This is a genomic window from Ensifer sp. KUDG1 (genome assembly GCF_050434285.1).
Taxonomy (GTDB): Bacteria; Pseudomonadota; Alphaproteobacteria; order Rhizobiales; family Rhizobiaceae; genus Ensifer.
Genome location: NZ_JBNDIG010000002.1, coordinates 651,595 through 675,213 on the forward strand (window position 1 = coordinate 651,595; position 23,619 = coordinate 675,213).

At 63.1% G+C, this 23,619-nt stretch carries 27 protein-coding genes; 11 read left to right on the forward strand and 16 right to left on the reverse strand.

All coding sequences use genetic code 11. The features are described 5' to 3' along the window. Positions 1-103 precede the first annotated feature (103 nt). Positions 104-1,948, reverse strand: coding sequence for a TRAP transporter large permease (locus tag M2267_RS08735; RefSeq protein ID WP_429114021.1), 1,845 nt, complete (start codon positions 1,946-1,948; stop codon positions 104-106). Continuing rightward, positions 1,945-2,520 (reverse strand): TRAP transporter small permease subunit, encoded by a 576-nt coding sequence (locus tag M2267_RS08740; RefSeq protein WP_043625159.1) that lies wholly within the window; start codon positions 2,518-2,520, stop codon positions 1,945-1,947. The genes M2267_RS08735 and M2267_RS08740 overlap by 4 nt, the downstream gene beginning before the upstream one ends. Positions 2,521-2,865: 345 nt before the next feature. Between M2267_RS08740 and M2267_RS08745 the strand changes: the two genes are divergently transcribed. Continuing rightward, a complete protein-coding gene (locus M2267_RS08745) occupies positions 2,866-4,494 on the forward strand; it encodes a glycoside hydrolase family 43 protein (protein WP_429114024.1) in 1,629 nt (542 codons plus the stop codon). Between the two features lie 124 nt (positions 4,495-4,618). Beyond that, on the forward strand, positions 4,619-5,020 hold the full coding sequence (locus M2267_RS08750) for an RcnB family protein (RefSeq protein ID WP_043625162.1): 402 nt from the start codon (positions 4,619-4,621) through the stop codon (positions 5,018-5,020). A 35-nt stretch (positions 5,021-5,055) separates the two neighbouring features. Here M2267_RS08750 and M2267_RS08755 read toward each other — a convergent pair whose 3' ends face one another. The 3 genes from M2267_RS08755 to znuA all read right to left on the reverse strand — a co-directional run bounded on the left by M2267_RS08755 (position 5,056) and on the right by znuA (position 7,743). Next, positions 5,056-5,268, reverse strand: coding sequence for a hypothetical protein (locus M2267_RS08755; protein ID WP_043625165.1), 213 nt, complete (start codon positions 5,266-5,268; stop codon positions 5,056-5,058). Next, positions 5,268-6,473 (reverse strand): zinc metallochaperone GTPase ZigA, encoded by a 1,206-nt coding sequence (gene zigA, locus M2267_RS08760; RefSeq protein WP_429114028.1) that lies wholly within the window; start codon positions 6,471-6,473, stop codon positions 5,268-5,270. Before zigA ends, M2267_RS08755 begins: the two co-directional genes overlap by 1 nt. Before the next feature lie 283 nt (positions 6,474-6,756). Then, complete coding sequence (znuA, locus tag M2267_RS08765) at positions 6,757-7,743, reverse strand: zinc ABC transporter substrate-binding protein ZnuA (protein WP_429114030.1); 987 nt, start codon at positions 7,741-7,743, stop codon at positions 6,757-6,759. 184 nt (positions 7,744-7,927) lie between these two features. On the opposite strand from znuA, the gene M2267_RS08770 reads away from it, so the two are divergent. From M2267_RS08770 to M2267_RS08780, 3 genes are read left to right on the forward strand one after another with little or no spacing between them, the layout of a single operon-like run. Further along, entirely contained in the window at positions 7,928-8,833 is a 906-nt protein-coding gene (locus M2267_RS08770) for an ATP-binding cassette domain-containing protein (RefSeq protein WP_429114032.1), read from the forward strand. Next, the gene (gene znuB / locus M2267_RS08775; protein ID WP_429114035.1) at positions 8,826-9,656 is read left to right on the forward strand and encodes a zinc ABC transporter permease subunit ZnuB; all 831 of its coding nucleotides are present in this window, start codon (positions 8,826-8,828) and stop codon (positions 9,654-9,656) included. The genes M2267_RS08770 and znuB overlap by 8 nt, the downstream gene beginning before the upstream one ends. Then, positions 9,656-10,051 carry a Fur family transcriptional regulator gene (locus tag M2267_RS08780; protein ID WP_192446335.1) on the forward strand — a complete coding sequence of 132 codons (396 nt, stop codon included), beginning with the start codon at positions 9,656-9,658 and terminating at the stop codon, positions 10,049-10,051. The genes znuB and M2267_RS08780 overlap by 1 nt, the downstream gene beginning before the upstream one ends. A 50-nt stretch (positions 10,052-10,101) precedes the next feature. Here M2267_RS08780 and M2267_RS08785 read toward each other — a convergent pair whose 3' ends face one another. The 7 genes from M2267_RS08785 to M2267_RS08815 all read right to left on the reverse strand — a co-directional run bounded on the left by M2267_RS08785 (position 10,102) and on the right by M2267_RS08815 (position 13,659). After that, on the reverse strand, positions 10,102-10,632 hold the full coding sequence (locus tag M2267_RS08785; protein WP_043625182.1) for a gamma carbonic anhydrase family protein: 531 nt from the start codon (positions 10,630-10,632) through the stop codon (positions 10,102-10,104). 75 nt (positions 10,633-10,707) lie between these two features. Beyond that, positions 10,708-11,394: a fumarylacetoacetate hydrolase family protein gene (locus tag M2267_RS08790; protein ID WP_429114037.1), complete on the reverse strand. Its 687-nt coding sequence runs from the start codon at positions 11,392-11,394 to the stop codon at positions 10,708-10,710. Between the two features lie 255 nt (positions 11,395-11,649). Beyond that, a complete protein-coding gene (locus M2267_RS08795; RefSeq protein ID WP_043625188.1) occupies positions 11,650-11,856 on the reverse strand; it encodes a hypothetical protein in 207 nt (68 codons plus the stop codon). A 327-nt stretch (positions 11,857-12,183) separates the two neighbouring features. Further along, on the reverse strand, positions 12,184-12,420 hold the full coding sequence (locus tag M2267_RS08800) for a DUF982 domain-containing protein (RefSeq protein WP_082006202.1): 237 nt from the start codon (positions 12,418-12,420) through the stop codon (positions 12,184-12,186). Between the two features lie 196 nt (positions 12,421-12,616). Then, on the reverse strand, positions 12,617-12,853 hold the full coding sequence (locus M2267_RS08805) for a hypothetical protein (RefSeq protein ID WP_246765000.1): 237 nt from the start codon (positions 12,851-12,853) through the stop codon (positions 12,617-12,619). A 104-nt stretch (positions 12,854-12,957) separates the two neighbouring features. Continuing rightward, on the reverse strand, positions 12,958-13,350 hold the full coding sequence (locus M2267_RS08810; RefSeq protein WP_429114039.1) for a hypothetical protein: 393 nt from the start codon (positions 13,348-13,350) through the stop codon (positions 12,958-12,960). Positions 13,351-13,536: 186 nt separating this feature from the next. Further along, complete coding sequence (locus M2267_RS08815) at positions 13,537-13,659, reverse strand: hypothetical protein (RefSeq protein WP_402317887.1); 123 nt, start codon at positions 13,657-13,659, stop codon at positions 13,537-13,539. On the opposite strand from M2267_RS08815, the gene M2267_RS08820 reads away from it, so the two are divergent. Together M2267_RS08820 and M2267_RS08825 are read left to right on the forward strand one after the other, a co-directional pair. Continuing rightward, positions 13,658-13,894 carry a hypothetical protein gene (locus M2267_RS08820; protein WP_429114041.1) on the forward strand — a complete coding sequence of 79 codons (237 nt, stop codon included), beginning with the start codon at positions 13,658-13,660 and terminating at the stop codon, positions 13,892-13,894. The two genes, M2267_RS08815 and M2267_RS08820, sit on opposite strands and share 2 nt — an antisense overlap. Before the next feature lie 162 nt (positions 13,895-14,056). Next, positions 14,057-14,851, forward strand: a complete 795-nt coding sequence (locus M2267_RS08825; RefSeq protein WP_429114043.1) for a glycosyltransferase family 25 protein — start codon at positions 14,057-14,059, stop codon at positions 14,849-14,851. A gap of 114 nt (positions 14,852-14,965) precedes the next feature. Here the strand turns inward: M2267_RS08825 and M2267_RS08830 are convergent, their stop codons facing one another. Then, on the reverse strand, positions 14,966-15,721 hold the full coding sequence (locus tag M2267_RS08830) for a hypothetical protein (protein ID WP_429114045.1): 756 nt from the start codon (positions 15,719-15,721) through the stop codon (positions 14,966-14,968). A 383-nt stretch (positions 15,722-16,104) separates the two neighbouring features. Here M2267_RS08830 and dusA point away from each other — a divergent pair, with 383 nt between their 5' ends. After that, positions 16,105-17,202, forward strand: a complete 1,098-nt coding sequence (dusA, locus tag M2267_RS08835) for a tRNA dihydrouridine(20/20a) synthase DusA (RefSeq protein WP_429114047.1) — start codon at positions 16,105-16,107, stop codon at positions 17,200-17,202. A gap of 408 nt (positions 17,203-17,610) precedes the next feature. Here dusA and M2267_RS08840 read toward each other — a convergent pair whose 3' ends face one another. Then, on the reverse strand, positions 17,611-17,823 hold the full coding sequence (locus M2267_RS08840; protein ID WP_034788487.1) for a cold-shock protein: 213 nt from the start codon (positions 17,821-17,823) through the stop codon (positions 17,611-17,613). Between the two features lie 622 nt (positions 17,824-18,445). Here M2267_RS08840 and M2267_RS08845 point away from each other — a divergent pair. Further along, complete coding sequence (locus M2267_RS08845; protein WP_043625202.1) at positions 18,446-19,033, forward strand: J domain-containing protein; 588 nt, start codon at positions 18,446-18,448, stop codon at positions 19,031-19,033. Between the two features lie 218 nt (positions 19,034-19,251). Continuing rightward, entirely contained in the window at positions 19,252-19,986 is a 735-nt protein-coding gene (locus tag M2267_RS08850) for an LssY C-terminal domain-containing protein (protein ID WP_429114049.1), read from the forward strand. 137 nt (positions 19,987-20,123) lie between these two features. Here M2267_RS08850 and M2267_RS08855 read toward each other — a convergent pair whose 3' ends face one another. Next, on the reverse strand, positions 20,124-21,005 hold the full coding sequence (locus tag M2267_RS08855) for an NAD(P)-dependent oxidoreductase (protein ID WP_429114050.1): 882 nt from the start codon (positions 21,003-21,005) through the stop codon (positions 20,124-20,126). 162 nt (positions 21,006-21,167) lie between these two features. Here M2267_RS08855 and M2267_RS08860 point away from each other — a divergent pair, with 162 nt between their 5' ends. Continuing rightward, positions 21,168-21,518: a winged helix-turn-helix transcriptional regulator gene (locus M2267_RS08860; RefSeq protein WP_429114051.1), complete on the forward strand. Its 351-nt coding sequence runs from the start codon at positions 21,168-21,170 to the stop codon at positions 21,516-21,518. Between the two features lie 717 nt (positions 21,519-22,235). Here M2267_RS08860 and tyrS read toward each other — a convergent pair. Continuing rightward, on the reverse strand, positions 22,236-23,498 hold the full coding sequence (tyrS, locus tag M2267_RS08865) for a tyrosine--tRNA ligase (protein ID WP_429114052.1): 1,263 nt from the start codon (positions 23,496-23,498) through the stop codon (positions 22,236-22,238). Between the last annotated feature and the right edge of the window lie 121 nt (positions 23,499-23,619).

The window sequence follows — 23,619 nt, forward strand, 5'->3', positions numbered from 1 at the left end:
CTTGGCTTGTGCCCGTGTCTTTTCGGTGACGACGAGTTATGGTGTTCGACGGAAAAAGGGCGGCCGATGGGCCGCCCTTCATGTTTTCCGTCTGCCGACCGCCTTACTTGAACGACGGTGGCTGGCTGAGGTCGTTTGAAGGTGCTGTCTGCGGCTGGGCACCCGGGCTGCCAAACGACGGAGGCTGGCTGAGGTCGTTCGACGGAGCGGTCTGCGGCTGGGCGCCACCCTGGTCGGCCGGCTTCTGGTCGAGCGGGCTGCCACCTGGAAGCTGCAGGCCGCCGGGAAGGCCGAGGCCGCCGCCATTGTCCGGCAAGGTGAGGCCGCCGCCGGGGGCAAAGCCGGGCACCTCGATCTTGATCGTGTTCGGATCGACCGCGGTGCCCGTCCCCTTGTAGTGCATGACCATCTGCGGGAACATGATCGTCAGCGCCACCATCAGGATCTGGATCCCGACGAAGGGCACGGCACCCCAGTAGATCTGGCCGGTCGTGACCGGCTGGATGTTCTTGCCGGTGATCTTGTCGAGGTAGGGCACCTTGGCCGCGACCGAGCGCAGATAGAAGAGCGCGAAGCCGAAGGGCGGGTGCATGAAGCTCGTCTGCATGTTGATGCCGAGCAGCACGCCGAACCAGATGAGGTCGATGCCGAGCTTGTCGGCAGCCGGTGCGAGCAGCGGCACGATGATGAAGGCGAGCTCGAAGAAGTCGAGGAAGAACGCCAGGAAGAAGACGAGCAGGTTGACGGCGATCAGGAAGCCGGTTTCGCCGCCCGGCATCGCCGTCAGCAGGTGTTCGACCCAGATGTGGCCGTTCACGCCGTAGAAGGTGAGCGAGAAGACGCGCGCACCGATGAGGATGAACAGCACGAAGGCGGAGAGACGGGTGGTGGCCGTCAGTGCGCCGCGCACCACGTCCATGTTGAGCCGGCCCTTGGCCGCCGCCATGATCAGTGCGCCGACGGCACCCATGGCGCCGCCTTCGGTCGGCGTGGCGATGCCGAGGAAGATGGTGCCGAGCACGAGGAAGATCAGCGCCAGCGGCGGGATCAGCACGATGATGACCTGCTGGGCAAGGCGCGACATCGCATTGATCTTGAGACCACGATCCAGCAGGGCGACGACGTAGATGAAAGCGACGCCCACGGTTGCGCCGAGGATGTCGGCGTTCTCGCCGTGGGTCGGGTAGAGGTAGACGTGCGCCGCATAGGCAAAGGCGCCGGCGACGATGAGGGCGATGATCAGCGAGGTGACGCCCGAGCCGAGCGTGCGGGCTGCGAGCGGCAATGCCGGCATCGAGTCACGCCGGATGAAGGTCATGATCAGGATGTAGAGCATGTACAGCCCGGTCAGCACCAGGCCCGGGATCAGCGCGCCGGCATACATGTCGCCGACCGAACGGCCGAGCTGGTCGGCAAGAACGATGAGCACCAGCGACGGCGGGATGATCTGGGCGAGCGTGCCGGAGGCGGCAATCACGCCCGAGGCGACCTTCCGGTCATAGCCATAACGCAGCATGATCGGCAGCGAGATCAGGCCCATGGCGATGACCGAGGCGGCAACGACGCCTGTGGTCGCTGCAAGCAGCGCACCGACGAAGATGACCGCATAGGCAAGACCGCCGCGGATGGGACCGAAGAGCTGGCCGATCGTGTCGAGCAGGTCTTCGGCCATGCCCGATTTCTCGAGCACGATCCCCATGAAGGTAAAGAAGGGGATGGCAAGCAATGTGTCGTTCGACATCACCCCCCAGAACCGGTCGGGCAATGCATTGAGCAAGGGCCAGGAGAGGTTGATCGAGTCCGACAGGGGCGCGAGTTCGACGCCAATGATGAAGAACAGCAAGCCGTTGGCGGCGAGCGAGAAGGCGACCGGGTATCCCAAAAGCAGGAACACGATCAGCGACACGAACATGATCGGCGCCAGGTTTTCAGCAATGAATTCGATCATGGACGGGTCTCCGGAGACACGACATCGTCAAGCGGCGCATGGGTCGGCACATAGGGTGTCGGGTCGTCCATGTTTCCGGTCATGATCGCGATTTTCTTGATGATCTCCGACACGCCCTGGAAGGCGAGTAGCAGGAAGCCGAAGAGCAGGATGGCCTTGGCTGGCCAGATGATCAGGCCGCCGGCCGACGAGGAGACTTCGCCCGAGACATAGGACATCTTCACATACGGGAAGAGGTAGTAGAGCACGAGCAGCACGAAGGGCATCAGGAAGAGGAGGTGCCCAAGAAGGTCGATCCAGTGCTGAACGCGGCGCGAGAACTGGCCATAGACCACGTCGATGCGGATGTGCTCGTTCTGGCTCAGCGTATAGGCGGCCGCAAACATGAAGGCGGCGCCGAACAGATACCATTGCGCCTCGAGCCAGGCATTCGACGACATGTTGAAGATCTTGCGGATGATGGCATTGCCGGCGCTGACGAGAACAGCGGCCAGGATCAGCCATGAAACGCTCTTTCCGATAAATTCCGTGATCGTGTCTATCAATCGGCTAAAGCCGAGCAAAGCTCTCATCGATTTCCTCCCCGCGATGGCTCTTATGGTTCTTGTGCCAAGCACAGCAAGAGTGCCGATTTCAAGCGCGCGTTCAAGTCCGGGCCGCGATTTTCCCGTGTAGTTGGGCCGCTTCCGACTAAAGTAGAATAGGCCGTTTCGGCGCTCTGCTCATTGTTTGTGCAATCCAACCGGCCGGTGCCGGTACATGACGATCGTCAGCCATCTCTAGGGGCAGATCGCAGTCCGAATCGATGTGGATAGCTGGTCGCAAACAGCGGGGAGAGTGCTTTACTGTAACGTTGCAGGCTCGTATTTGTATGATTTTTGGGGTCGGATGGCGCCGCCAACGGAGGACGCCTAGACATGACCGCCATGATCCGAAACCCGATCCTTAAAGGGTTCAACCCGGACCCTTCGATTTGCCGCGTCGGCGACGATTACTACATCGCCACCTCCACATTCGAATGGTATCCGGGCGTGCAGATCCACCATTCGCGCGACCTCGTGAACTGGACGCTCGTCCGCCGGCCGCTGGAGCGGGCAAGCCAGCTCGACATGCGCGGCAATCCTGACAGCTGCGGGGTCTGGGCGCCGTGCCTTTCCTATAACGACGGCCTGTTCTGGCTGGTCTATACCGACGTCAAGCGCTTCGACGGCAACTTCAAGGACGCGCACAACTACATCGTCACGGCGGAGACGATCGAGGCGACCTGGTCGGATCCGGTCTATGTCAACTCCTCCGGCTTCGATCCGTCGTTGTTTCACGATGACGACGGCCGCAAGTGGTTCCTCAACATGCAGTGGAACCACCGCACCGAGAGCTTTGGCGGCTCGCCGAAACATCCGGCCTTCGACGGCATCCTGCTGCAGGAATGGGACGAGCGGACGAGGAAGCTCGTCGGCCCGGTCAAGAACATCTTTGCCGGCTCACCGCTCGGCCTCGTCGAGGGGCCGCATCTCTTCAAGAAGAACGGCTGGTACTATCTGACGACGGCCGAGGGTGGCACCGGCTACGACCATGCCGTCACCATGGCGCGCTCACGCACGATCGACGGTCCCTATGAAATGCATCCGGACATCTACCTGATCACGTCGAAGGACCACCCCGAAGCGCCATTGCAGCGCGCCGGCCACGGGCAATACATCGAGACGCCTGACGGGCAGGCCTATCACACCCATCTGACCGGCCGACCGCTGCCTCCCGGACGCCGTTGTACGCTTGGTCGCGAGACGGCGCTGCAGAAATGCGTCTGGCGCGAGGATGGCTGGCTCTATCTGGAGAATGGCGGGCCGGTGCCAGAGGTGCTCGTGCCGGCACCGGGACCGGTGGAGAAGGTGGTGGCTCCCATCGTCGTGGAGACGGAGTTCGACGACGGCGTGCTGCCGATCGACTTCCAGTGGCTGCGCACGCCGCAGCCGGAGCGCATCTTCTCGCTCGACCGGCGTCCGGGCCATCTGCGTCTCATCGGTCGCGAAAGCATCGGCAGCTGGTTCGAGCAGGCGCTCGTGGCGCGGCGGCAGGAACATCATTCCTTCCGCGCCGAAACGACAGTCGATTTCACGGCAGAAACCTATCAGCAGGTGGCAGGCCTGACGCATTACTACAACCGCCACAAGTTTCATGCGCTCGGCGTCACCTGGCACGAGACGCTGGGACGGACGCTGACGATCCTCTCGTGCCCCGGCGATTTTCCGCATGCGCGGCTGGAGTTTCCCGTCGGCGGTGGCATCGCCGTTCCCGATGGTCCGCTCGAGCTTGCGATGGAGGTCCGCGACAACGACCTGCAGTTCTTCTGGCGGGTGAGCGGCACAGCGGAATGGCAGCCGATCGGCCCGGTTCTCGACGCGGGCGTGGTCTCGGACGAGGGCGGCCGCGGCGAGCATGGATCCTTCACCGGGGCCTTCGCCGGCCTGTTCGCCTTCGACACGTCAGGCGCTGGCAAGGCTGCCGATTTCGACCGATTCCGTTACGTCAGTCTTGCGGCAGGTTGATCTTCAAACATTAGAAATGCGGAATAAGTGATGGATATCATTACGCATTTGTAATGTAGAGTTTCATATTCGGTTCAGGAAGCGGGGACTAATTTTCGGGTGCAGACAACGAAAGGACACCCGAATGAAACGTCTCCTGATCGCGCTCGTCGCCAGCTCCGTTCTGATTACGCCGGTCGCAGCCCTTGCCCAGCCGGCAGGATCCTTCGAGGTGGCGCAGAACTATGATCGTTCGCGTCGACCCGTCGATCGCGACTACGATCGTCACATGGACCGCCGCGTGGATCGTCACGTTGACAAGCACGTCACGATCGAAAAGCGGGTGATCGTCAAGAAGAAGGAGCGCTGGGCGCGCGGCCATCGCCTGTCGCCGGCCGAGCGTCGCCACATGGCGCAAGTGCGTGACTACCGTTACTACAAGCTTCGCCAGCCGCCGCGCGGCCAGCAGTGGGTGCGGTCCGGCGACGACTTCCTGTTGATCAGCCTGGCGACCGGCGTCATCGTCGGCCTGGCGGCAGCACGCTGATAACACCAACCGGGTTCAGCGAAGGGGCGGCGTTTTCACGCCGCCCCTTCGCCTTTTCGGTGACCGGTGCGTGGGTTTTGCCGGTCGCCAAACAGCAGCAGTTCGATGGCGCCTGCCGCTTCCGGCGCGTCCTCGTCCGCCGGCTCATCGCCCAGAAACGGATCGAACATCGGCACCGGCCGCCCGGCGGCGTTGAGCGCCATGCAGATGTAGCGCGGTCGGCGCGGTGCGCGTGCGGCATCGGCCATCAGGCGGCCCGTGGCGACCAGCTGGCGAAGGGGTCGGCAAGATCGCGCCAGCGTTCCGGACGAAAGCGCTCTTCGGCGATCAGGCAGGCATCGAGTTCGGCGCGAAGTTCCGCCTCGTCCATCGGGTCGGCGCCGATGAAGACGATCTCCTGGCGACGATCACCCCAGACTGGGTCCAGGTAGGGAGCGACCGCCTTCAGGAAGCTGGGTTCGCGCGGCCATTGCTCCTGCGGCACGGCCGACCACCAGAGCCCCATCTTGCCGGTGCGAACGAGCGGACCGGCCTGGCTGATCTCGCCGACATAATGCGGTCGGGTCGCCAGCCAGAAGAAGCCCTTGGCGCGAAGCACGCCCGGCCAGGAGCGGTTGAGAAAGGCCTGGAAGCGCATGGGATCGAGCGGACGGCGGGCGCGATAGACGAAGGAGCGGATGCCGTATTCCTCGGTCTCCGGGATATGATCCTTGAAACCGTGCAGTTCCTTGTACCAGAGCGGATGTTCTTCGGCCTTGGCGAGGTCGAAGCGACCGGTTCCAAGGACCTCGCGCAGGTTCACCTTGCCGAAATCGGTTTCGATCAGCTGCGCATCGGGGTTGAGCCCGACGATGATCTTGCGGGCGGCATCCACCTGCTCGGGCGTGGCAGTGCCGACCTTGTTCAAGACGACCACATCGGCGAACTCGATCTGCTCGACCAGGAGGTCGACGAGGGTGCGTGTATCGCCTTCGCCCGCCGTTTCGCCGCGATCGGCGAGGAAATCGAGCGAAGAATAGTCGGCGAGAAGATTTGCCGCGTCGACGACGGTCACCATCGTGTCGAGGCGGGCGACATCGGCCAGGCTTTCGCCGTCCTCGTCGCGAAAATCGAAGGTGGTGGCCACCGGCAGGGGCTCGGAAATGCCGCTCGATTCGATCAGCAGATAGTCGAAGCGGTTCTGTTCCGCGAGATTGCGGACCTCCTTCAGGAGATCGTCGCGCAGCGTGCAACAGATGCAGCCATTGGTCATTTCCACCAATTGCTCCTCCGTGCGCGACAGACCGGCGCCGCCGTCACGCACCAGAGCTGCGTCGATATTGACCTCGCTCATGTCGTTGACGATGACGGCGACGCGCAGGCCGTCGCGGTTGGAAAGCACGTGGTTGAGCAGCGTCGTCTTGCCGGCGCCAAGGAAGCCGGAGAGAACGGTGACGGGGAGCTTTTCCATCAAATGGTTCCTGCATGTTATATCGTTACGATTGCTATCGGTAAAAAAAGGCGAGCGATATCGCTCGCCAGATCCGACTGTGAAACTGGCTTCAAGCCGCGGCATGCCTCCGGTTGTTGCCTGGGCAGGTCTTCGCTTGACGTTTCTGTATTCCCGGTCGGCCGCGAGGCTCGTCATCCTCGGGTCGAGCGGCGGATGACGGATCAAGCCCGAAGGCAAGGAGAGGGTGGGCGCCCCCATAATCGAGCGACGCGAACGCCCACCGATACCGTCTTGGGAGGACGGGTCAGCTTGCCGAGGTGAGGCAGGTCTTCAGCGAAGTGCCGATCCCTTCCATCATCTGGAAATAGAGATCCGGGCCGGCCTCCAGCGTACCGGCTTCCGGGTCCAGCGTTCCGGATTTTGCCGGCGTTCCCTCGATCACCACATTGATCAGCTTCGGCTCGAACTGCGGCTCGGCGAAGACGCAGGTCGCGCCCAGTTCCTTGATCTTGGCGTGGATCTGGGACACCCGCTCCGCACCTGGCAGCACTTCGGGGCTAACGGTGATCGAGCCGGCGACGCGAACCTTGTAGCGGTGCTCGAAATACTGGTAGGCGTCGTGGAAGACGACGAAGGGCTTGTCCTTGATCGGCGCCACCGTCTCCGTAAGCTTGGCGTCGAGTGCGTCCAGGCGCTTGTTCAGCGCGTCCAGGTTGGCCTTGTAGGCGCCGGCATTGTCGGGATCGGCCTCGGTGAGCGTCTTTTCGATCGCGGCCGCCATCGCCTTGGCATTCATGGGATCGAGCCACATGTGCAGGTCGGTGTCGCCGTGGCCGTGATCATGGTCATGCCCGTGATCGTGCCCGGCTTCGCCCTCGGCATGCTTGTGGCCTTCCTCACCATGGCCTTCGTCGCCATGGTCATGCGCCTCGAACGCACCGCCTTCGCGGAACTTCAGTTTCTCGATACCGGGTGCTTCGCTGAGTTCCACCACCTTTGCGCCGCTTGTTAATGCGTCGAGTGGCTTGTCGAGGAAGGCCTCCAGGCCGGGACCGACCCAGAAGACCACCTTCGCCGCCTGCAAGGCCGACGCGTTCGAAGGCTTCATGTTGTAGGTGTGCGGGGAGGCCGCGCCCTCTACGATCAGCGATGGCTCGCCCACACCCTGCATGATCGAGGCGACAAGGGAGTGGATCGGCTTGATCGAAACCACCACATTGGGGCTGTCCGCTGCGGCGGGTGCCGCAAGAAGCATGGTGGAGGCAAAGAGCAGGGCGGATGTCGATTTCATCGGGTTCTCCGGGCTTGATTGACGCCCCTGTCCGCATCGGCCAGAGGTACTGCGGGCATGCAAAGCTCTCACGTCGACAGGCCGTTGATGGCCTTGAAGTCGTCATGTAATGTTATTACATCAATTGCGTTATGCTATAACGTGTGCGATAGCCAGTGGCAACCATGCAATCCGGAATTTTTTCATGTTGAATGTCCGCTCCCCAGAAACGCTGCCGCTGGTCAATCTCAGCAATGCCGGCGTGCGCCGCAACGGCCGCTGGCTGGTGCGCGGCGTCGAGTTCTCGATCAGCCCCGGTGAAATCGTCACGTTGATCGGGCCGAACGGTTCGGGCAAATCGACGACGGCGAAGACGGCGATCGGAGTGCTCAAGCCGGACGAGGGCTATGTCGAGCGCAAGCCGGGCCTCAAGGTCGGCTACGTGCCGCAGAAGCTCGCTGTCGACTGGACGCTGCCCCTGACGGTCGAGCGGCTGATGACGCTGACTGGTCCTTTGAAGGGGCGGGAGATCGAAGAGGCGTTGTCGGCGACCGGCGTGCTGCATCTGGCGAAAGCCGAGGTGCAGCATCTCTCCGGCGGCGAGTTCCAGCGCGCGCTGCTCGCCCGCGCCATTGCCCGCAAGCCCGACCTGCTGGTGCTCGACGAGCCGGTGCAGGGGGTCGATTTCAGCGGTGAGATCGCGCTCTACGAACTGATCAAGCAGATCCGTAACCGCACCGGCTGCGGCATTCTCCTGATCTCGCATGATCTGCACATCGTCATGGCCGAGACCGATACGGTCGTTTGTCTCAACGGCCATGTCTGCTGTCGCGGTACGCCGCAGGCGGTCAGCCAGAGCCCGGAATATCAGAAACTCTTCGGCAGGCGGGCGGCCAATACGCTTGCCGTCTACAGCCACAATCACGACCACACCCATCTGCCCGACGGCCGGGTGCTACATGCGGACGGTTCGATCACCGAACATTGCTATCCTGGCGACGGCCATCACCACGACGACGAGGAAAATGTGCACGACCACGGCGAGGATTGCGGCTGCGGCCACCATTCACGACTGCATGGCTATGACGTGAAGGAGAAGCGCGATGCTTGACGATTTCTTCGTGCGCGCGCTGATCGCCGGCGTCGGCATTGCCGTCATGGCCGGGCCGCTCGGCTGCTTCGTGATCTGGCGGCGCATGGCCTATTTCGGCGACACCATGGCCCATTCGGCGCTGCTGGGCGTGGCGCTGTCGCTGCTCTTGGAACTCAACCTGATGCTCAGCGTCTTCATCGTCGCGGCCGTCGTCTCGGTGCTGCTGCTCTTCCTGCAGCGGCGCGGGGCGCTGTCGACGGACGCGCTGCTCGGCATCCTCTCACACTCGGCACTGTCCTTCGGCCTCGTCATCGTCGCCTTCATGACCTGGGTGCGCATCGATCTCGTCGGCTTCCTCTTCGGCGATATTCTCGCGGTCTCCGAATCCGACATCGACATCATCTGGGGCGGCGGCATTCTGGTGATCTTTGCGATCGTCTATCTCTGGCGGCCGCTCCTGGCTTCGACCGTCAATCCGGAACTGGCGGAAGCCGAGGGGCTGAAGCCGGAGCGCACGCGGCTCTTTTTCATGCTGTTGATGGCGCTGGTGATTGCGATCGCCATGAAGATCGTCGGCATCCTGCTCATCACCTCGCTGCTGATCATCCCGGCAGCAACGGCACGGCGCTTCTCGACCTCGCCGGAAGTCATGGCGGTACTCGCCTCGGTCATCGGCGCGCTCGCCGTCACCGGCGGGCTTTTCGGCTCGCTGCACTGGGATACCCCGTCGGGACCGTCTATCGTCGTTGCCGCGGTTGGGCTTTTCGTTCTGAGTCTGCTACCGATCGGCCGCCGCCCGATCGAGGCGACGCATCATTCCACGCCTGGAGGGCACCACTAATGGCTACGCCGCAACTGACCAAGAACCAGACGCTGGTGATGGATGCGCTCAGCCATTCCGAAGGGCCGATGAGCGCCTACACCATCCTCGACAAGCTGCGCGATCATGGTTTTCGTGCGCCGCTGCAGGTTTATCGGGCGCTCGACAAGCTGCTTGAATACGGTCTCGTGCATCGCCTGGAGAGCATCAATGCCTTCGTTGCCTGCACCTGCCCGCACGATCACGAACACGACCATGGCGTCACGGCCTTCACCATCTGCGAAGGCTGTGGCCAGGTGACCGAATTTCATGACGAGGCAATCGAGCAGCGGCTTTCGACGCTGACGCGGGCGCAGAACTTCAAGACCGAAAAGACGACGATCGAGATTCGCGGCCACTGCCAGAGCTGCGCGTAAGGGCGGTTGCTTGAGGGCGGCCGGAAAGCGCTCCCTGAACTGTCCTACGATCAATCCAGCCGCGTGAGATCGGCGGCGTAGCGCCGCCAGTTCTTGACGTAATGCGCCGCCGAGCGCTTCAAGCCTTCCACCGCCGCCTCGTCCAGCGTGCGGATCGCCTTGGCCGGCGCGCCGACGATCAGCGAATTATCCGGGAACTCCTTGCCTTCGGTGACCAGCGCATTGGCGCCGACCAGGCAGTTGCGGCCGATCCTGGCGCCGTTGAGCACGGTTGCGCCCATGCCGATCAACGAATTCTCGCCGATGGTGCAGCCATGGATGATGGCGCCATGCCCGATGGTGCAGCCTTCGCCGATCGTCACCGGGAAACCGGGATCGACATGGATGACGACGTTTTCCTGGATGTTGGTGCGCGCGCCGAGCCGGATGGGTTCGTTGTCGCCGCGCAGAGTTACGCCGAACCAGATGCCGACCTCGTCGCCGATCTCGACCTGGCCGACGACATTGGCGTCCGGGGCCACCCAATAGCTACCCTTCGGCGGCGTCTGTGGGCGCAGTGATCCAAGGGCGTAGAGCGGCATCCATTCTGTCCTTTCGCTACATGGCCGATTGCGGCCGGGCGGCAGGCGGCGGACCGCCTGCCGGAAGTGAGTCGGTCAGACGACGCTGACGGCGAGTGCCGCAACGCCATCGACGCCGCAGGTGACCTCGTCGCCGCGCGCGACTGGGCCGACGCCAGAGGGCGTGCCGGTCATGATGACGTCGCCGGGAGCCAGTGTGAAGAGCTTGGAGAGTTCGGCGATGATCTCCGGCACTTTCCAGATCATCTGGTCGAGATCGCCCTGCTGGCGCAGTTCGCCGTTGACCTTCAGCCAGATATTGCCGTTGACCGGATGGCCGATCGTTTCGGCCGATGCGATCGCCGAGAGCGGGGCGGAATGCTCGAACGCCTTGGCGGCGGCCCAGGGCTTGCCGGCTTTCTTCGCCTCCGCCTGCAGGTCGCGGCGGGTGAAATCGATGCCGACGGCATAGCCGTAGACGCAATCGAGCGCGTCTTCGACGGCGATGTCGCTGCCGCCACGCTTCAGCACCACGACCAACTCGACCTCGTGATGAACGTCGGTGGTCAAGGGCGGGTAGGGGAAGGCGCTACCGGCGGCAAGCAGGTTGTCCGGGTTCTTCTGGAAGAAGAACGGCGGCTCGCGGTCCGGGTCGTGCCCCATCTCGATGGCATGGGCGGCATAGTTGCGGCCGACGCAATAGACCCGGCGGACCGGAAAGCCGACGAGGCTGCCGGAAATCGGCAGCAGCACGGGAAGCGGTGGTGGGATGATTGTTTCCATGATCGTCCGGTCTTGGGCGTCCGCCTAATCGCAAGCGACAGGAAGAGCACCGCGCGTGTGTTGTGCACTCGCTGTTGGCCGATTTCGGTTCCAGCGAGGCGGGAGAGAATCCGGACGTTACTGCATAAATCCGCGAATCGGAATCGATCTGCAGAAAAATTAGGAACAAGGATTGAGGAAGGAGATTTTGGTTGAAGCGCGCCCGGCCGGGCGCGCGCGATCACGGCATCCGCAAGGATGCCATCATCGGCAAAGTCAGGCGCACTGCGCGTAGGCCTGAAGCTGGTCGCGGGTCAGGAAACGACCGTCCGAACGCGAATTGAGCTCGGGATGGCTGTATTCGAGGCTGGGGACCTGGGGAAGCTCAAGGGCTTGGCGCACGGTCATGATGCCGAGATCACGACGGCCACCTTCACGCTTCACGGTGACTTCAACGATGCGATAGAGATTGCTCTCGCTCATATGTTCTCTCCCGTATATCGTTTTTCTTGTATTCCCTTGCGGGGACTAAGGCGCTCCGAAATGGGTTTTTGTGAGGCACCTCAGAATATAGTAGAAAGAAATGAATGCTTCACGACAGAAATCGGGCCATTTCTGGAAAAATCACCCGAGATTGGGCAGTAATGTGCTGAAATGATGCGTTTGTCGGGCGAATGCCCGGAGCTTGAACAATCGTAAGCGGCCATCAGAGGCCGTGGTTTTCAATCAAAAAATCATTGCGCCGCTTGCCCGATGACAAGCGCTCGCCACCTTGATGGCGACATCTTCCATTCTGCGCTGGCTGGCGCGTCAGTGCGTATGCAGCTCGGCTTCTTCGGCGGCCGAGATGAACAGCGATCGGGCTTCCTCGGCGGTGCGACGGCCGTCGATGGCGGCACGGCAGGCACTGCGGGCGGCGACATAGAATGGTCCGCGGCGAGGCCAGTGGTCTGCAAGGCAGGCGAGGGCGTCTGAGGGGCCTTTGACGGTGCGGCAGTCGCCGCTAACGAAGTCGAGTTCGATCGGCTGTTTCCAGACTAATTGCATGCGTCTCCTCCTCGAGATCATCTCAATGAACATCGGCATTTGCGACCGCCGGCGTCTGGCTCCTCTCGAGAGCGCCGACAGTCGATCTTGCTAATGTAGCGCAGGAGTTTGTTTTTGTAAGCAGCTTTTCGGCTATGGCAGGGCCGGCTGCCAGCGGCGGTGGCGAAGCCATGTCGTGCGAACGTCGCTGGTGGCGTTATCGGGGCATATCGCGCTGCAATCTTTCGGCAAATGCGCGACCGGCAATGAGCAGTCGCCCCTCGCTCGTATTGCCCGCGAGATAGTCGTCGATCAGCATCCTGGCATGGCGCCGCGCCGGCTCCCCGTCGCGTGCCCAGCCCTGCTCGATGCAAAGCGCGTCGAAGACACGCTGCAGCCTCGCCATGTCGACCTTCGACAGCGCCAGGCATTGTGTCGCTCGCAATGGGGCCACCCGTCCCTCCCACAAGGTCGCATTCCCGCGCGCACTATGGCAGAAGGCCGGAGAATTGAACCCCTCGGGAATGAGGGGTTACACAGGCGCCCGTTGTCCTCGAGTCAGGCTGCCGGGACGACGCGGTCGACCTTGGTGCGGCGGCCGCCTTCCTCGATCCGGTAATAATCGGAACCGATCTGCGCATACTGGTCGCAGCGACGGCCGCCATCCTCGAAAGTGATGCAGACCTCGTCGCCTGATATCGTGTAGCTGCCGCCGTCGCGCACCTCGTAGTCGCGATAGCCGTAGCGGCCGTCGGGGAAGAAGGTCGAGTTGACGCCGTTGAGATTGTAGCGGAGCGTCTTGCCGACGAGAAAGGCCTGGAGCGCGTCGCCCGACAGCGTCGGGACGGAAGGGGCGGCCGGTCGGGGCTTTGCGATTTCGGGCGCCTCCAACTCCATCGATTGGCATCCGGCCAAGAGAAGCGTGAGAAGTGCCGCGATCGCGCGTTTCATGCCGTCCGTCCTTATTCCTGTGACCGGTAACGATACAGGAACGCTGCCCTAGTCCTGTCCGCGGGCGCCGTCAAGCCCGTGGGGGTGGAACGGAGAGGGCGAGGCGAGCCGATCTCTGCCTTCCTTCCGTTGGCAATCACGCGCCCGTCCTCTGTCGTTCAAAGCCGCAAAAAAAGTGCCTGTCGCTCAGAAAAGGTTCGTGCCAACCGATGCTGCCACCGTGGCCGCCAGTGCCAGCAGCAGAAATGCGGCGCCGATGACGGTCGCTATTGTCCGCCGGCGCCGTGCGCCGCTCCAATCGTAGCTCATGTTTCGCTCCGATGACGATCCAGTCGATGCGGCACAATCGGTGATTTTGCTTAACAAAATGGAAACCATGCCCCTATGGGCGCGCGCCGGCGCGGCGCTCCCCCTTTGGGGGCACTTTGACGGAACCCAGCTGGTAATCCCGTCAGCCCCGTATTGCGAGGAGCTCGCAAACGTCGTTGTCGCGCAGCAGCTTGTCGCCGCAGGGCTGATCGTTGTGACGCTGCGCGATCCGTGATAGCTCGTCGCGCAGTTGTACGAATCCCGATGATGCGTTCGGTCACCCTGCCGTTGATTTCGGAGCGTTTTTTCGGAGTTCCGGTGTTCGAGCGCGTGCGGCACGCCATGCGGCATGCGCCTTCGACCCACACACGCCAAGATGGAAGGAAGCAGGGTATCCATGCGCTGCCTGGTGATCAATCTCGACCGTTCCCCTGAGCGCCTGGTCCACATCGGTAGCCAGTTTTCCACCCTCGGCCTGAATTTCGAGCGCGTCGCTGCCGTTGATGGGCGAAAGCTCGATGACGCCGTTCTGGCGATGCAGCCGGCGTCGAAGCAGTGGAAGAGGATGAACAAGGCCGAGATCGCCTGCTTCATGAGCCATCGGACGTGCTGGGCCATCATTGCGGAAGGGAACGATGCCTATGGCGCGGTGATCGAGGACGATGTCTTCTTTTCGCCGAGCGCCACCCATGTGCTGTCGTCATCGGATTGGATACCGGCCGAGGTGGGGCTGCTGAAGATCGAGACCTTCCGGCAGAAGGTGTTTCTCAGCCGCGCCCGTGTCCTCGCCGATGCCGGGCGCTCGATCCACGCGTTGCGGGGATGCCATGTCGGCACGGGCGGCTATGTCATCTCTCGGGACTATGCAAAGAGACTGCTCGAGCTCTCGGAGGCGTCGTTTCCATGCCCCGTCGATCATTTCATGTTCGACGACGAGGTGCCGCGGCCCGAGGACTGCCGCATCCATCAGCTCTATCCGGCCGTCTGCATCCAGGGCATGCTGCTCGACAGCGCCGACCCCGCGCACGGAAGCACGATCCGCAAGCCGGCCGCCGCGACGGTTCGCGTGAAGCTCGGGATACACCAGAAGCTCTGGCGCGAGTGCAAGCGCCTGTCCTTGCAGCTAGCGGCCCTGCCGCCGTTCCTTTTCCGCAGCATTCGCTACCGCTGGACGGCCGTGCCGTTCGGTTAAGCCTGACGCTGTCCACGTGGGCGGCATTATCACTCTTTTGCGCTGCGCGTTTTGCGGCCGAAAGGCGGGCAGGCGATCTTCATCGAGGCCCGCTCTTTCTGACGTCATCCAACGTCACGCATTCAGAATTTCATGCATCGGACTGCCGGCCGGAACGCCACTTGGCTTCAGGCGGGAGTTGCAGAGATGAAGAAAGGACGAGCGGTTGGTCGCCAGGTCGCGAACGGAAAGCCCAGGTTCGTACAGCAGGCCCGTGCATTCGAAATGCAGATTGTAGAAGGCATCTATGCTGGACGCGTGGTTCGTCAGGTTCATCTCACGCACGTGGTGCGTCAAGAGTTGCGGACCGATGACGCCCCAAGCCTGGTCTGCGACATGCACCGGAAAACCGAGCTTTTTCCGCAGCCCCATCTTGTTTCTCTTGCGGCGAGGCAGCCATGGCGGAATGAAATGAAGGTCCTCGGCTGCCTCCAGAAGCTCTTGTAGCAAGTGGCTTTGAGGCGGAATCTTCAGAACGGCGCTGCCGATCAACTTGGAGCTTTCCCATCCGAAAATGTAATCATCTTCGTCCAGGGGCTTCAGGCAATACACATCGCAGTCGGCATAGAGCCCCATACCCTCGCGTTGAATGCGATAGCGATAGATGTCCGACGCAAGAGCCAACATCTTGGCTTTTCGAAAAACGTCGACCTCCTGCAAAGCCATCAGCTTGCTTGCATCAAATAATCTTACGCCTAGAGGTGCATCTTCTGGCATTCCAAACGAATGCAGCACCACATCATAACCATTGCGTAAAAAGGATCGCAAACAAGCGGCATGAACAGGGCCGAGCTGCTTGCCGATCCAAACTGTGTTGACAATATTCGACATCAATCCCTCATTGCGACGGTCAGCTCTAACTAAACAAAAATTGTGGTTTGTAAACGAGTTAGAGACGTTCGAGCCTGCCGTCATTCTTGCGTCTGCGCCATCGTGCGCCCGACAAGACCGCTCGGCCTCAGATGTCGGTCGAGCACGCCGGTGAGAGCGGTCGGGGCCTTCAACTCTGTCCGGTCTGCCACGTCTTCTAACCTTGGACTGTTTGCCCTCTCGCATTCTGCGGATCCACGCGGTATATGACGCCGACCCATTGGGGCGCATTGGCCTGACGATGCTGCCCATGGATTTACGACAAGCCCCGGACCACTTGCTACAATTTAGCAATCGCCCAACGACGGCGGTCAGAGCAGGGCTCAAGCAAGAGCTGACAAGAGATGATGAAGACAGCGCAAACGGTTGAGAGCGTGGGTGGGTGCAGGTACTTCAGGGGACCTGTCTTTGCCGTTGCGCCCATGATCGACTGGACGGACAGGCATTATCGCTTTTTCGCGCGGCAACTGTCGCGTCATGCGCTGCTCTATACGGAGATGATCGTCGCTGAGGCGATCCTGCGGGGGGACCGGCAGAGGCTGCTCGGCTTTGACGGATCGGAGCATCCCGTCGCGCTGCAGCTCGGCGGCAATGATCCGGCGAAGATGGCGGAGGCCGCACGGATCGCCGAAGCCTTCGGCTATGACGAGATCAACATGAATGTCGGCTGCCCGTCGGACCGGGTGCAATCCGGCACGTTTGGCGCCTGCCTGATGCAGGAGCCGGAGACGGTGGCTGCCTGCGTTGCAGCGATGAAGGCGGCGGTAAAAATCCCGGTCACGGTCAAGTGCCGGATCGGCGTCGACGATCAGGATCCGGAAGTGGCGCTGCGCACGCTCGTCGCGCACGTGGTCGATGCCGGCACGGATGCTGTCTGGGTGCATGCCCGCAAGGCCTGGCTGCAGGGCCTGAGCCCCAGGGAGAACCGCGAGATCCCGCCACTCGATTATGGTCTCGTGCATCGGTTGAAGCAGGAAAACCCCAATATTTTCGTCGGCATCAACGGTGGTCTTCAGACCCTTGATCAGGCGCTTGAACAGCTTCAGCATCTGGACGGCGTCATGCTTGGCCGCGCCGCCTATCACGACAGTGCCATGCTGACCGCGGCGGATCGCCATTTCCCGCATCCGCTAACGGGGGTCGAGCCCATCGTCGAAGACGGCGCCACCTTCTCCGCGCGCGGCCATCGTCTCGATCTCGATTTCTGGGCCAGTGTCCGTGACGCCATGGCGGACTACGCCGCTGCGCATATCGCCAGCGGCGGGCGCCTGATCCATGTGACGCGGCATATGGTCGGCCTCTTCCAGGCCTGGCCGGGTGCGCGACGCTACCGCCAGATCCTGTCTTCCGATGCGACCCGCCAGGGCGCGGGTCCGGACGTGATCCACGCGGCCTTCGATGCGGTGTTCGAGGCGGCGGCGGCAAAGCAGGCGGCGGAGTAGGCGACGAGCACAAGCGTGGCTGGCGCGATGCGCGGCGACCCGTAGGGCCGTCGAGGGGGGCGCCGGGCTTTTCACCCGTCATCCTCGGGCTCGACCCGAGGATCCGCCGGGCGGTTCTGTCCCGGGTGGAAATTGCGCTACCAAGGGAAGATGGCGAGTATGGTTCTGGATCCTCTGGTTCGGCCCGGGCATCACGGGGCGCGGTCTGCGTGCGTTTCGACTTTTCCCAGAGGATCTTCAACAACTCCGAACAAGTGGGGCGTGCCCGGTTCTGGATGCTCGAGTCAAGCCCGAGCATGACGCTGGGCGTGAAGGCGTGGGGCGCTGCGCTCTAGCGATCCCCCAAACGAAAACGGCGCCCCTTGCGGAGCGCCGTTCCCAAATGAATGTCCGACTGGACGATCCGGCTTAGGCAGCCTGGATGTTGACGGCCTTCGGGCCCTTGCCCATGCGATCCGGCTCGGTGTCGAAGGTGACCTGCTGGCCATCCTTGAGGGTAGCGAGGCCAGCGGCCTGAACGGCGGAGATGTGTACGAACACGTCCTTTGCGCCGCCATCCGGCGTGATGAAGCCGAAGCCCTTGTCCTGGTTGAAGAATTTTACGATGCCCTTGGTGGCCATGGAAGAAGTCCTTTTCCTTCAGTCAATTTGCGTTGCCCGCGCCCCCTGGGGGATGTGGGCATCTCGTCTTCCGCTTGCAAGCGGAAAGGCGTCGAGTGGTCACGATATCGGGGAAAAGACGTCTACGGTGCCGCTGCCGGCGGTCCCGACACAAGGCCGGGCGCAGTTGAAAGTCCAGTCTCCGGGATAGAAATCGCCCGAACGGCGGAAGAAGTGACAGGATTTGCAGAAAAAGGCAAGCGCCTTGTGCGCCGCGGCAAGCCGTCCGGCCTCTGTCTTTGCAGGGCTTTGGCCGGTTCTCGATCGTCGCTTTCCGGGCCGGGAGAAAAATCGGGGACGGCCGGTTTGCGGACACAATTTCGTCCCGACCGCGACCGAACGTGCGCGCCGCCAACGGGTGTTCGCGTCTTGAGGTGGACTGCCGTTGGTGGGCTTGCGCCTCGCTATAAGACTTGCGCATCCCCAGGATAACGCGCAGGTTTTACCGAAGGTTGGTTCCGTCTTGGCCGGCAATGGCTTAGCGATGCCCTGCCGGCCGCGCAAAGCGGGACGGCGTGACGTGCCTGAAGAATGCGCCGACGGCTTTGGCCTGCGGCGGGAGTGACATACGGAGAGGGACAGCGTGATCGACCCTTACGAACTGCTTGGACTGGAACGCGACGCCGACAATCAGGCAATCCGCAACGCCTATCGCAAGGCGGCGAAATCCGCGCATCCGGATTCCGGCGGCGATCCCGAACAGTTTGCCCGGCTGCAGGTGGCCTATGAGCTGCTCAAGGATCCGGTCCGTCGCAAGGTCTATGACGACACCGGCTACGATCCGCAACTGGCCGACGCGCGTGATCTCAAGGGCCTGATGATGCTGGAAACGCTGGTCAACGAGTTCATCCTCGACGAGCGCGAGCCCGGCAGCTTCGATCCCGTCGCCGCCATGCGTCGCAAGCTTTCGGACGATATCGTCAAGAGCCGCTTCCATATTCTCGAGCTGGAGCGTCACCGCGCCCGCGTGCGCAAGCACCTCGACCGCCTCGGCCGCCGGCCGGAGACCGACGTGCTTGGCTCGATGCTGCGCGCCCGCTCGCGCTCGATCGCCGAGGCGATCAAGAACACCGACGAGCAGATCAAGACGATCGAGCAGGCCTATGAAATGCTGGAAGGTTACTCTTATGAACTTGAGGCGCTGGAGGTGAAGGCGCACGCGGCGGAGTAGGCGGCGCCGTCTCGACTTTGCCTGTGGTAAGTACGCCGGGACGACGACGACACCCGTGATCCGGAGACCTGGCTATCGGCCGGCGCGATCGCCGGTCTTGATGTCGCCAGCGTTCGCCTTTTTGGCACCGCTGTGCAGTCGCCTCTATCGGTGCCATAGTCTCCGCCGGTTCCCGATAGCCGGGACCTCTGCCATCGTCTGGAGTGAAGGAGAGTGGCATGAGCCGCCGCTCACACATGCGTGCAGCCGTTCTCCTTCTGGCGACCATGCTCGCCGCCTATCTCGCGGTCAGCTATTTTCTCGTTCCGGAACTCTGGGTCTTCCATGACTCCAGGCGCAGGGTTCCGCTCAATCCGATGGTCACGTCCACGGAGCAGGGCATTCCAGGCGACCCGATCAATGTCGGGCTGGTCGGCTCCAAGGAGCAGATTATCCGCGCCTTCGTCGCGGCCGGATGGGACGCTGCCGACAAGGTGACGCTCAGGTCCTCGGTCGATATCGGCCTCAGCGTCGTGCTCGACCGACCAGATCTCGACGCGCCCGTCAGCCCGCTGTTTTATGAGGGGCGCAAGCAGGACCTGGCCTTCGAGAAGCCGGTCGGCCACAGCGCCGACCAGCGCAACCATGTGCGCTTCTGGCAGACGACCAGGCCTGTGGAGGGCAACGGCCCACTTTGGCTCGGTTCGGCCAGCTTCGACCGCGGTGTCGGCCTCAGCCACGATACCGGCCAGATTACCCACCACATCGGCCCCGATCTCGATGCCGAACGCAATCTGGTCATCGGCGACCTCGACAAGGCCGGGCAGGTAGCGTCGACCTATGAGATCCCCGGTATCGGCGCCACCACATCGGGCCGCAACGGCGGCGGCGATCCTTACTTCACCGACGGCAAGACCTTGGTCGGAGTGCTCAAGCCGGCAGGCGAAGGGGGCGGTGCGGAGGCCGCGAAATGAGTGCCCACCGCCGCACGTGGCGCAAGGGGGCGGCGGGCGCGAAACGCGGCGATGGACCAACGGCTTAAAGCGCAAATCTGAAAGATTGTGGCGCGGGGCGGCACAGCTGACGGCGCGCGCGCCCCGTCACCTACGCCTTACGGACGCCCCATGAACAGCGACAGCGATGCAAAATCGTCGTGCAGGTGGCCGGCGTCGATGGCGCGGCGGAAGATCGCCTCGTAGCCGTCGCTGATGGTGCGGTCGATGCCGCGGGCGGCCATCAGCTCGACCAGATGGTGGAAGGCGCCATAGTGCGGCGAGACCGAGGAAAGCGTCTCGCCGTCGGCGGCATAGCGCCCGGCGGCGCTGCGCTTGATCAGGTCGGCGACGAGGCCATCGATGACAGGCGCGGTCGCCGACCATTGCTTGCCGAGCGTTTCGAGATCGATTGCCTCGGCGCGCGAAACCGCGATCGCCTGCAGTCCGCCGAACAGCGCGCCCCACATCAGCGCGAGCACGGCGCTGTCGAGTGCGTTGGCAAGGCCCGGATCGGCGCCGATATGCTGGACATTGCCGCCGAGCGCGCCGAGCACCGCCCGGCTTTCCTCAAACGCTGCGGCCGGGCCGGAGACGAGCAGGGTGCCCGCCTCGGTGCCGATGAAATCCGGCGTCGCCAGGATTGCGCCGTCGAGGTGGCGGATGCCATGTCGCCCGGCCCAATCCTGCACCTCGCGGGCGCCGTCGGGCGTGCCGGAGGTCAGCTCGATGATCAGCTTGCCCTTGAGGGTGCCAGTGACGTCAGGGGCGCGCAGCAGGCTTTGCGTCGCCTGGTAGTCGCTGACATTGACGATGACGATGTCGGACGCGGCAGCGGCGTTGCGCACACTGGCCGCCACCTCGGCTCCGGCAGCGGCAAGCGGCGCCGCCTTTGCCGGCGTGCGGTTCCATACCGTCGTCGGGTATCCCGCCTTCAGCAGCGCATGCGCCAGTGCCGATCCCATTCGCCCCATTCCCAAAACACTGATTGCAGGTTGCATGTCCAGTCTCCATATCCATGGCGCGGGTCGGCGCTGCTGCGCATCCCGCTTCGATTGTTCGACGCGACGGGATTGTCGTCGCGGCTGAGACGTAAGGTGGGGCAACCGGGTCGCAATACGCACCCGCGGGTAAGTGCTTACCCCGGCGTAAGGGAGGAAGACGTGACGGACGCGATGGAGAACTGCGGTTTCATGACCGCGCTGCGGGCGATCGAGGGCAAGTGGAAGGTTGATATACTCTGCGAACTCGGCAAGGCGGCGCGCCGCTTCGGGCGCCTGCGCCAGGCGATGCCCGCCATCAGCGAGAAGATGCTGGCGCAGCAGCTGCGCGAACTGGAGGCCGATGGCCTCGTCAGCCGCACCATCTATGCCGAAACGCCGCCAAAAGTGGTCTATTCGCTGACCAAGCGCGGCGCCGCGCTGAACGTGGCGGCGGATGCGCTCTGCAAGTGGGGCGAAGAGTTTGGCGACGATGCAGGGCAGGTCGAGGCGAGGGCGGTTGCGGCGGGCTGACCGCCGCGACGTCAGCCTGGCCATGGAGCGCATCACACTCTCTCTCGGCGTTGAAGCCACGATGCAGGCCGCTGCAGCCTTTTAGTCAGCATTTCGCACCATTGCAGCCACGATCTTGGCAGCCGCAGCCCGTCGCTACTCATCCCTGCTTCCAGCGGCGCATTCGCGTGGCGGATAAATGCGCGACTGCGCTCGTGCGCCTGCGCTTGAGTGCAGATCTCCTTTGCGCCGCAGACGCGGCGCGGCTGGATTCCTGTGACAAGCACAGGAATGAGGGTGGTGGTGTCGTTGTGGTGTTTGCGGAGACCATTGTACGCGCCGACCCAGGGGACGTTGTCCGACCTCTCGCAGCTGCAATCTCGCCGCCGCTCTGTCTCAGGTCCCAGCCCCGCGGATGAGGGTGGTGGTGTCGTTGTGGAGAGCATTGGACGCGGCGACCCAGGGACGTTATTCGACGTTCTCGGAGTTGCCATCTCGCCGCCGCTCCGTCTCAAGTTCCAGCCCCGCGGATGAGGGAGCCCGGTTCTGGCCGGATACAGCCCCTCTGCAGCCTCATCCCTGTGCTTGTCACAGGGATCCAGCAGCCGTGCGTCCGCACGGCGGAAAACGGCACCAGCAAGGCTGGCCGCAACCGCCTTCGCGCCGAAGGCGCGGCTGAAATCCTGTGACGGGCCCCTGAACGGGGCGGCGGCGGCGCGGCCGCCGCCGCCGGCTAGCCTACTTCACCACCACATGGCGCTTCCTGCCGAGCGAGAGCCGGAGCGGCTGTCCGCCGATGGTCACCAGCCCGTCCGCATCCTCGACCACCTCACCGTCGATGCGCACGCCGCGGCCGGCGATCGCGCGCCGCGCCTCGCTCTTCGATGCCGCCAGGCCGGCCCGGACGAGCAGATCGACGAGCGCCACACCGGCGGCGCGCTCGGCGCCGTTGAGTTCGACCGTCGGCAAGCCCGCGGCGGCTTCGCCTTGCCCGAAAGCCTCTCGCGCCGTCTGCTGCGCCCGTTCGGCCGCGTGCGACCCATGCACCAGCGCCGTCGCCTCGTTGGCGAGGCGTTCCTTCACCGCGTTGAGGTCGGCGCCTTCGGCGCGGCCGAGCCTTTCGATCTCGTCGAGCGGCAGGTCGGTGAAGAGTTTGAGGAAGCGCACCACGTCGGCATCCTCGACGTTGCGCCAGAACTGCCAGTAGTCGTAGGGCGACAGGCGATCCGCGTTGACCCAGACGGCGCCGGCCGCCGTCTTGCCCATCTTGACGCCCGAGGCGGTGGTCAGAAGCGGCGTCGTCATGCCGAAGACCTCCGCGCCCTCGATCCGGCGCAACAGATCGACGCCGCCGACGATGTTGCCCCACTGGTCGCCGCCGCCAAGCTGCAGCCGGCAACCGGTGCGGCGAAACAGCTCGAGGAAATCGACCGCCTGCAGGATCATGTAGTTGAATTCGAGGAAACTCAGGTTCTCCTGCTGCTCCAGCCGCGATTTCACGCTGTCGAAGGAGAGCATGCGGTTGACGGAAAAATGTTTGCCGACGTCCCGGAGCATGTCGATCCAGGCCATCCTGTCCAGCCAGTCGGCATTGTTGACCATGACCGCATCGCTCGCCCCGTCGCCGAAGGTCAGCAGCCGCTCGAAGACCGTGCGGATGCCGGAGACATTGGCCGCAATCTCGTCCTCCGACAGCATCGGCCGTGCCGCCGAGCGAAAACTCGGATCGCCGATCCGCGTTGTGCCGCCGCCGATCAGCACGATCGGCTTGTGGCCCGCCTGCTGCAGCCGTCGCAGGGCCATGATCGGCATGAGATGCCCGACATGCAGACTGTCCGCCGTTGCATCGAAGCCGGCATAGACCGGCACGATCCCGGTCGCAAAGGCGTGATCGACGCCCTCAAGATCGGTCACCTGGTTGACATAACCGCGCTCGACCAGCGTCCGGGCGATCGCCGAGCGCGGCTCAAAGGCATCGGTGGAATTGTCGGTATGGGTCATCGGTACTCTCCATGGCACTGCCGCCAGGGAGCACTGAACAAAACAAAGCCGCCTGACGGCGGCTTGTTTCAAGACATGATCGAAACGCGCCGCTCCCTATGGGGACGTCGCATAATAGGTG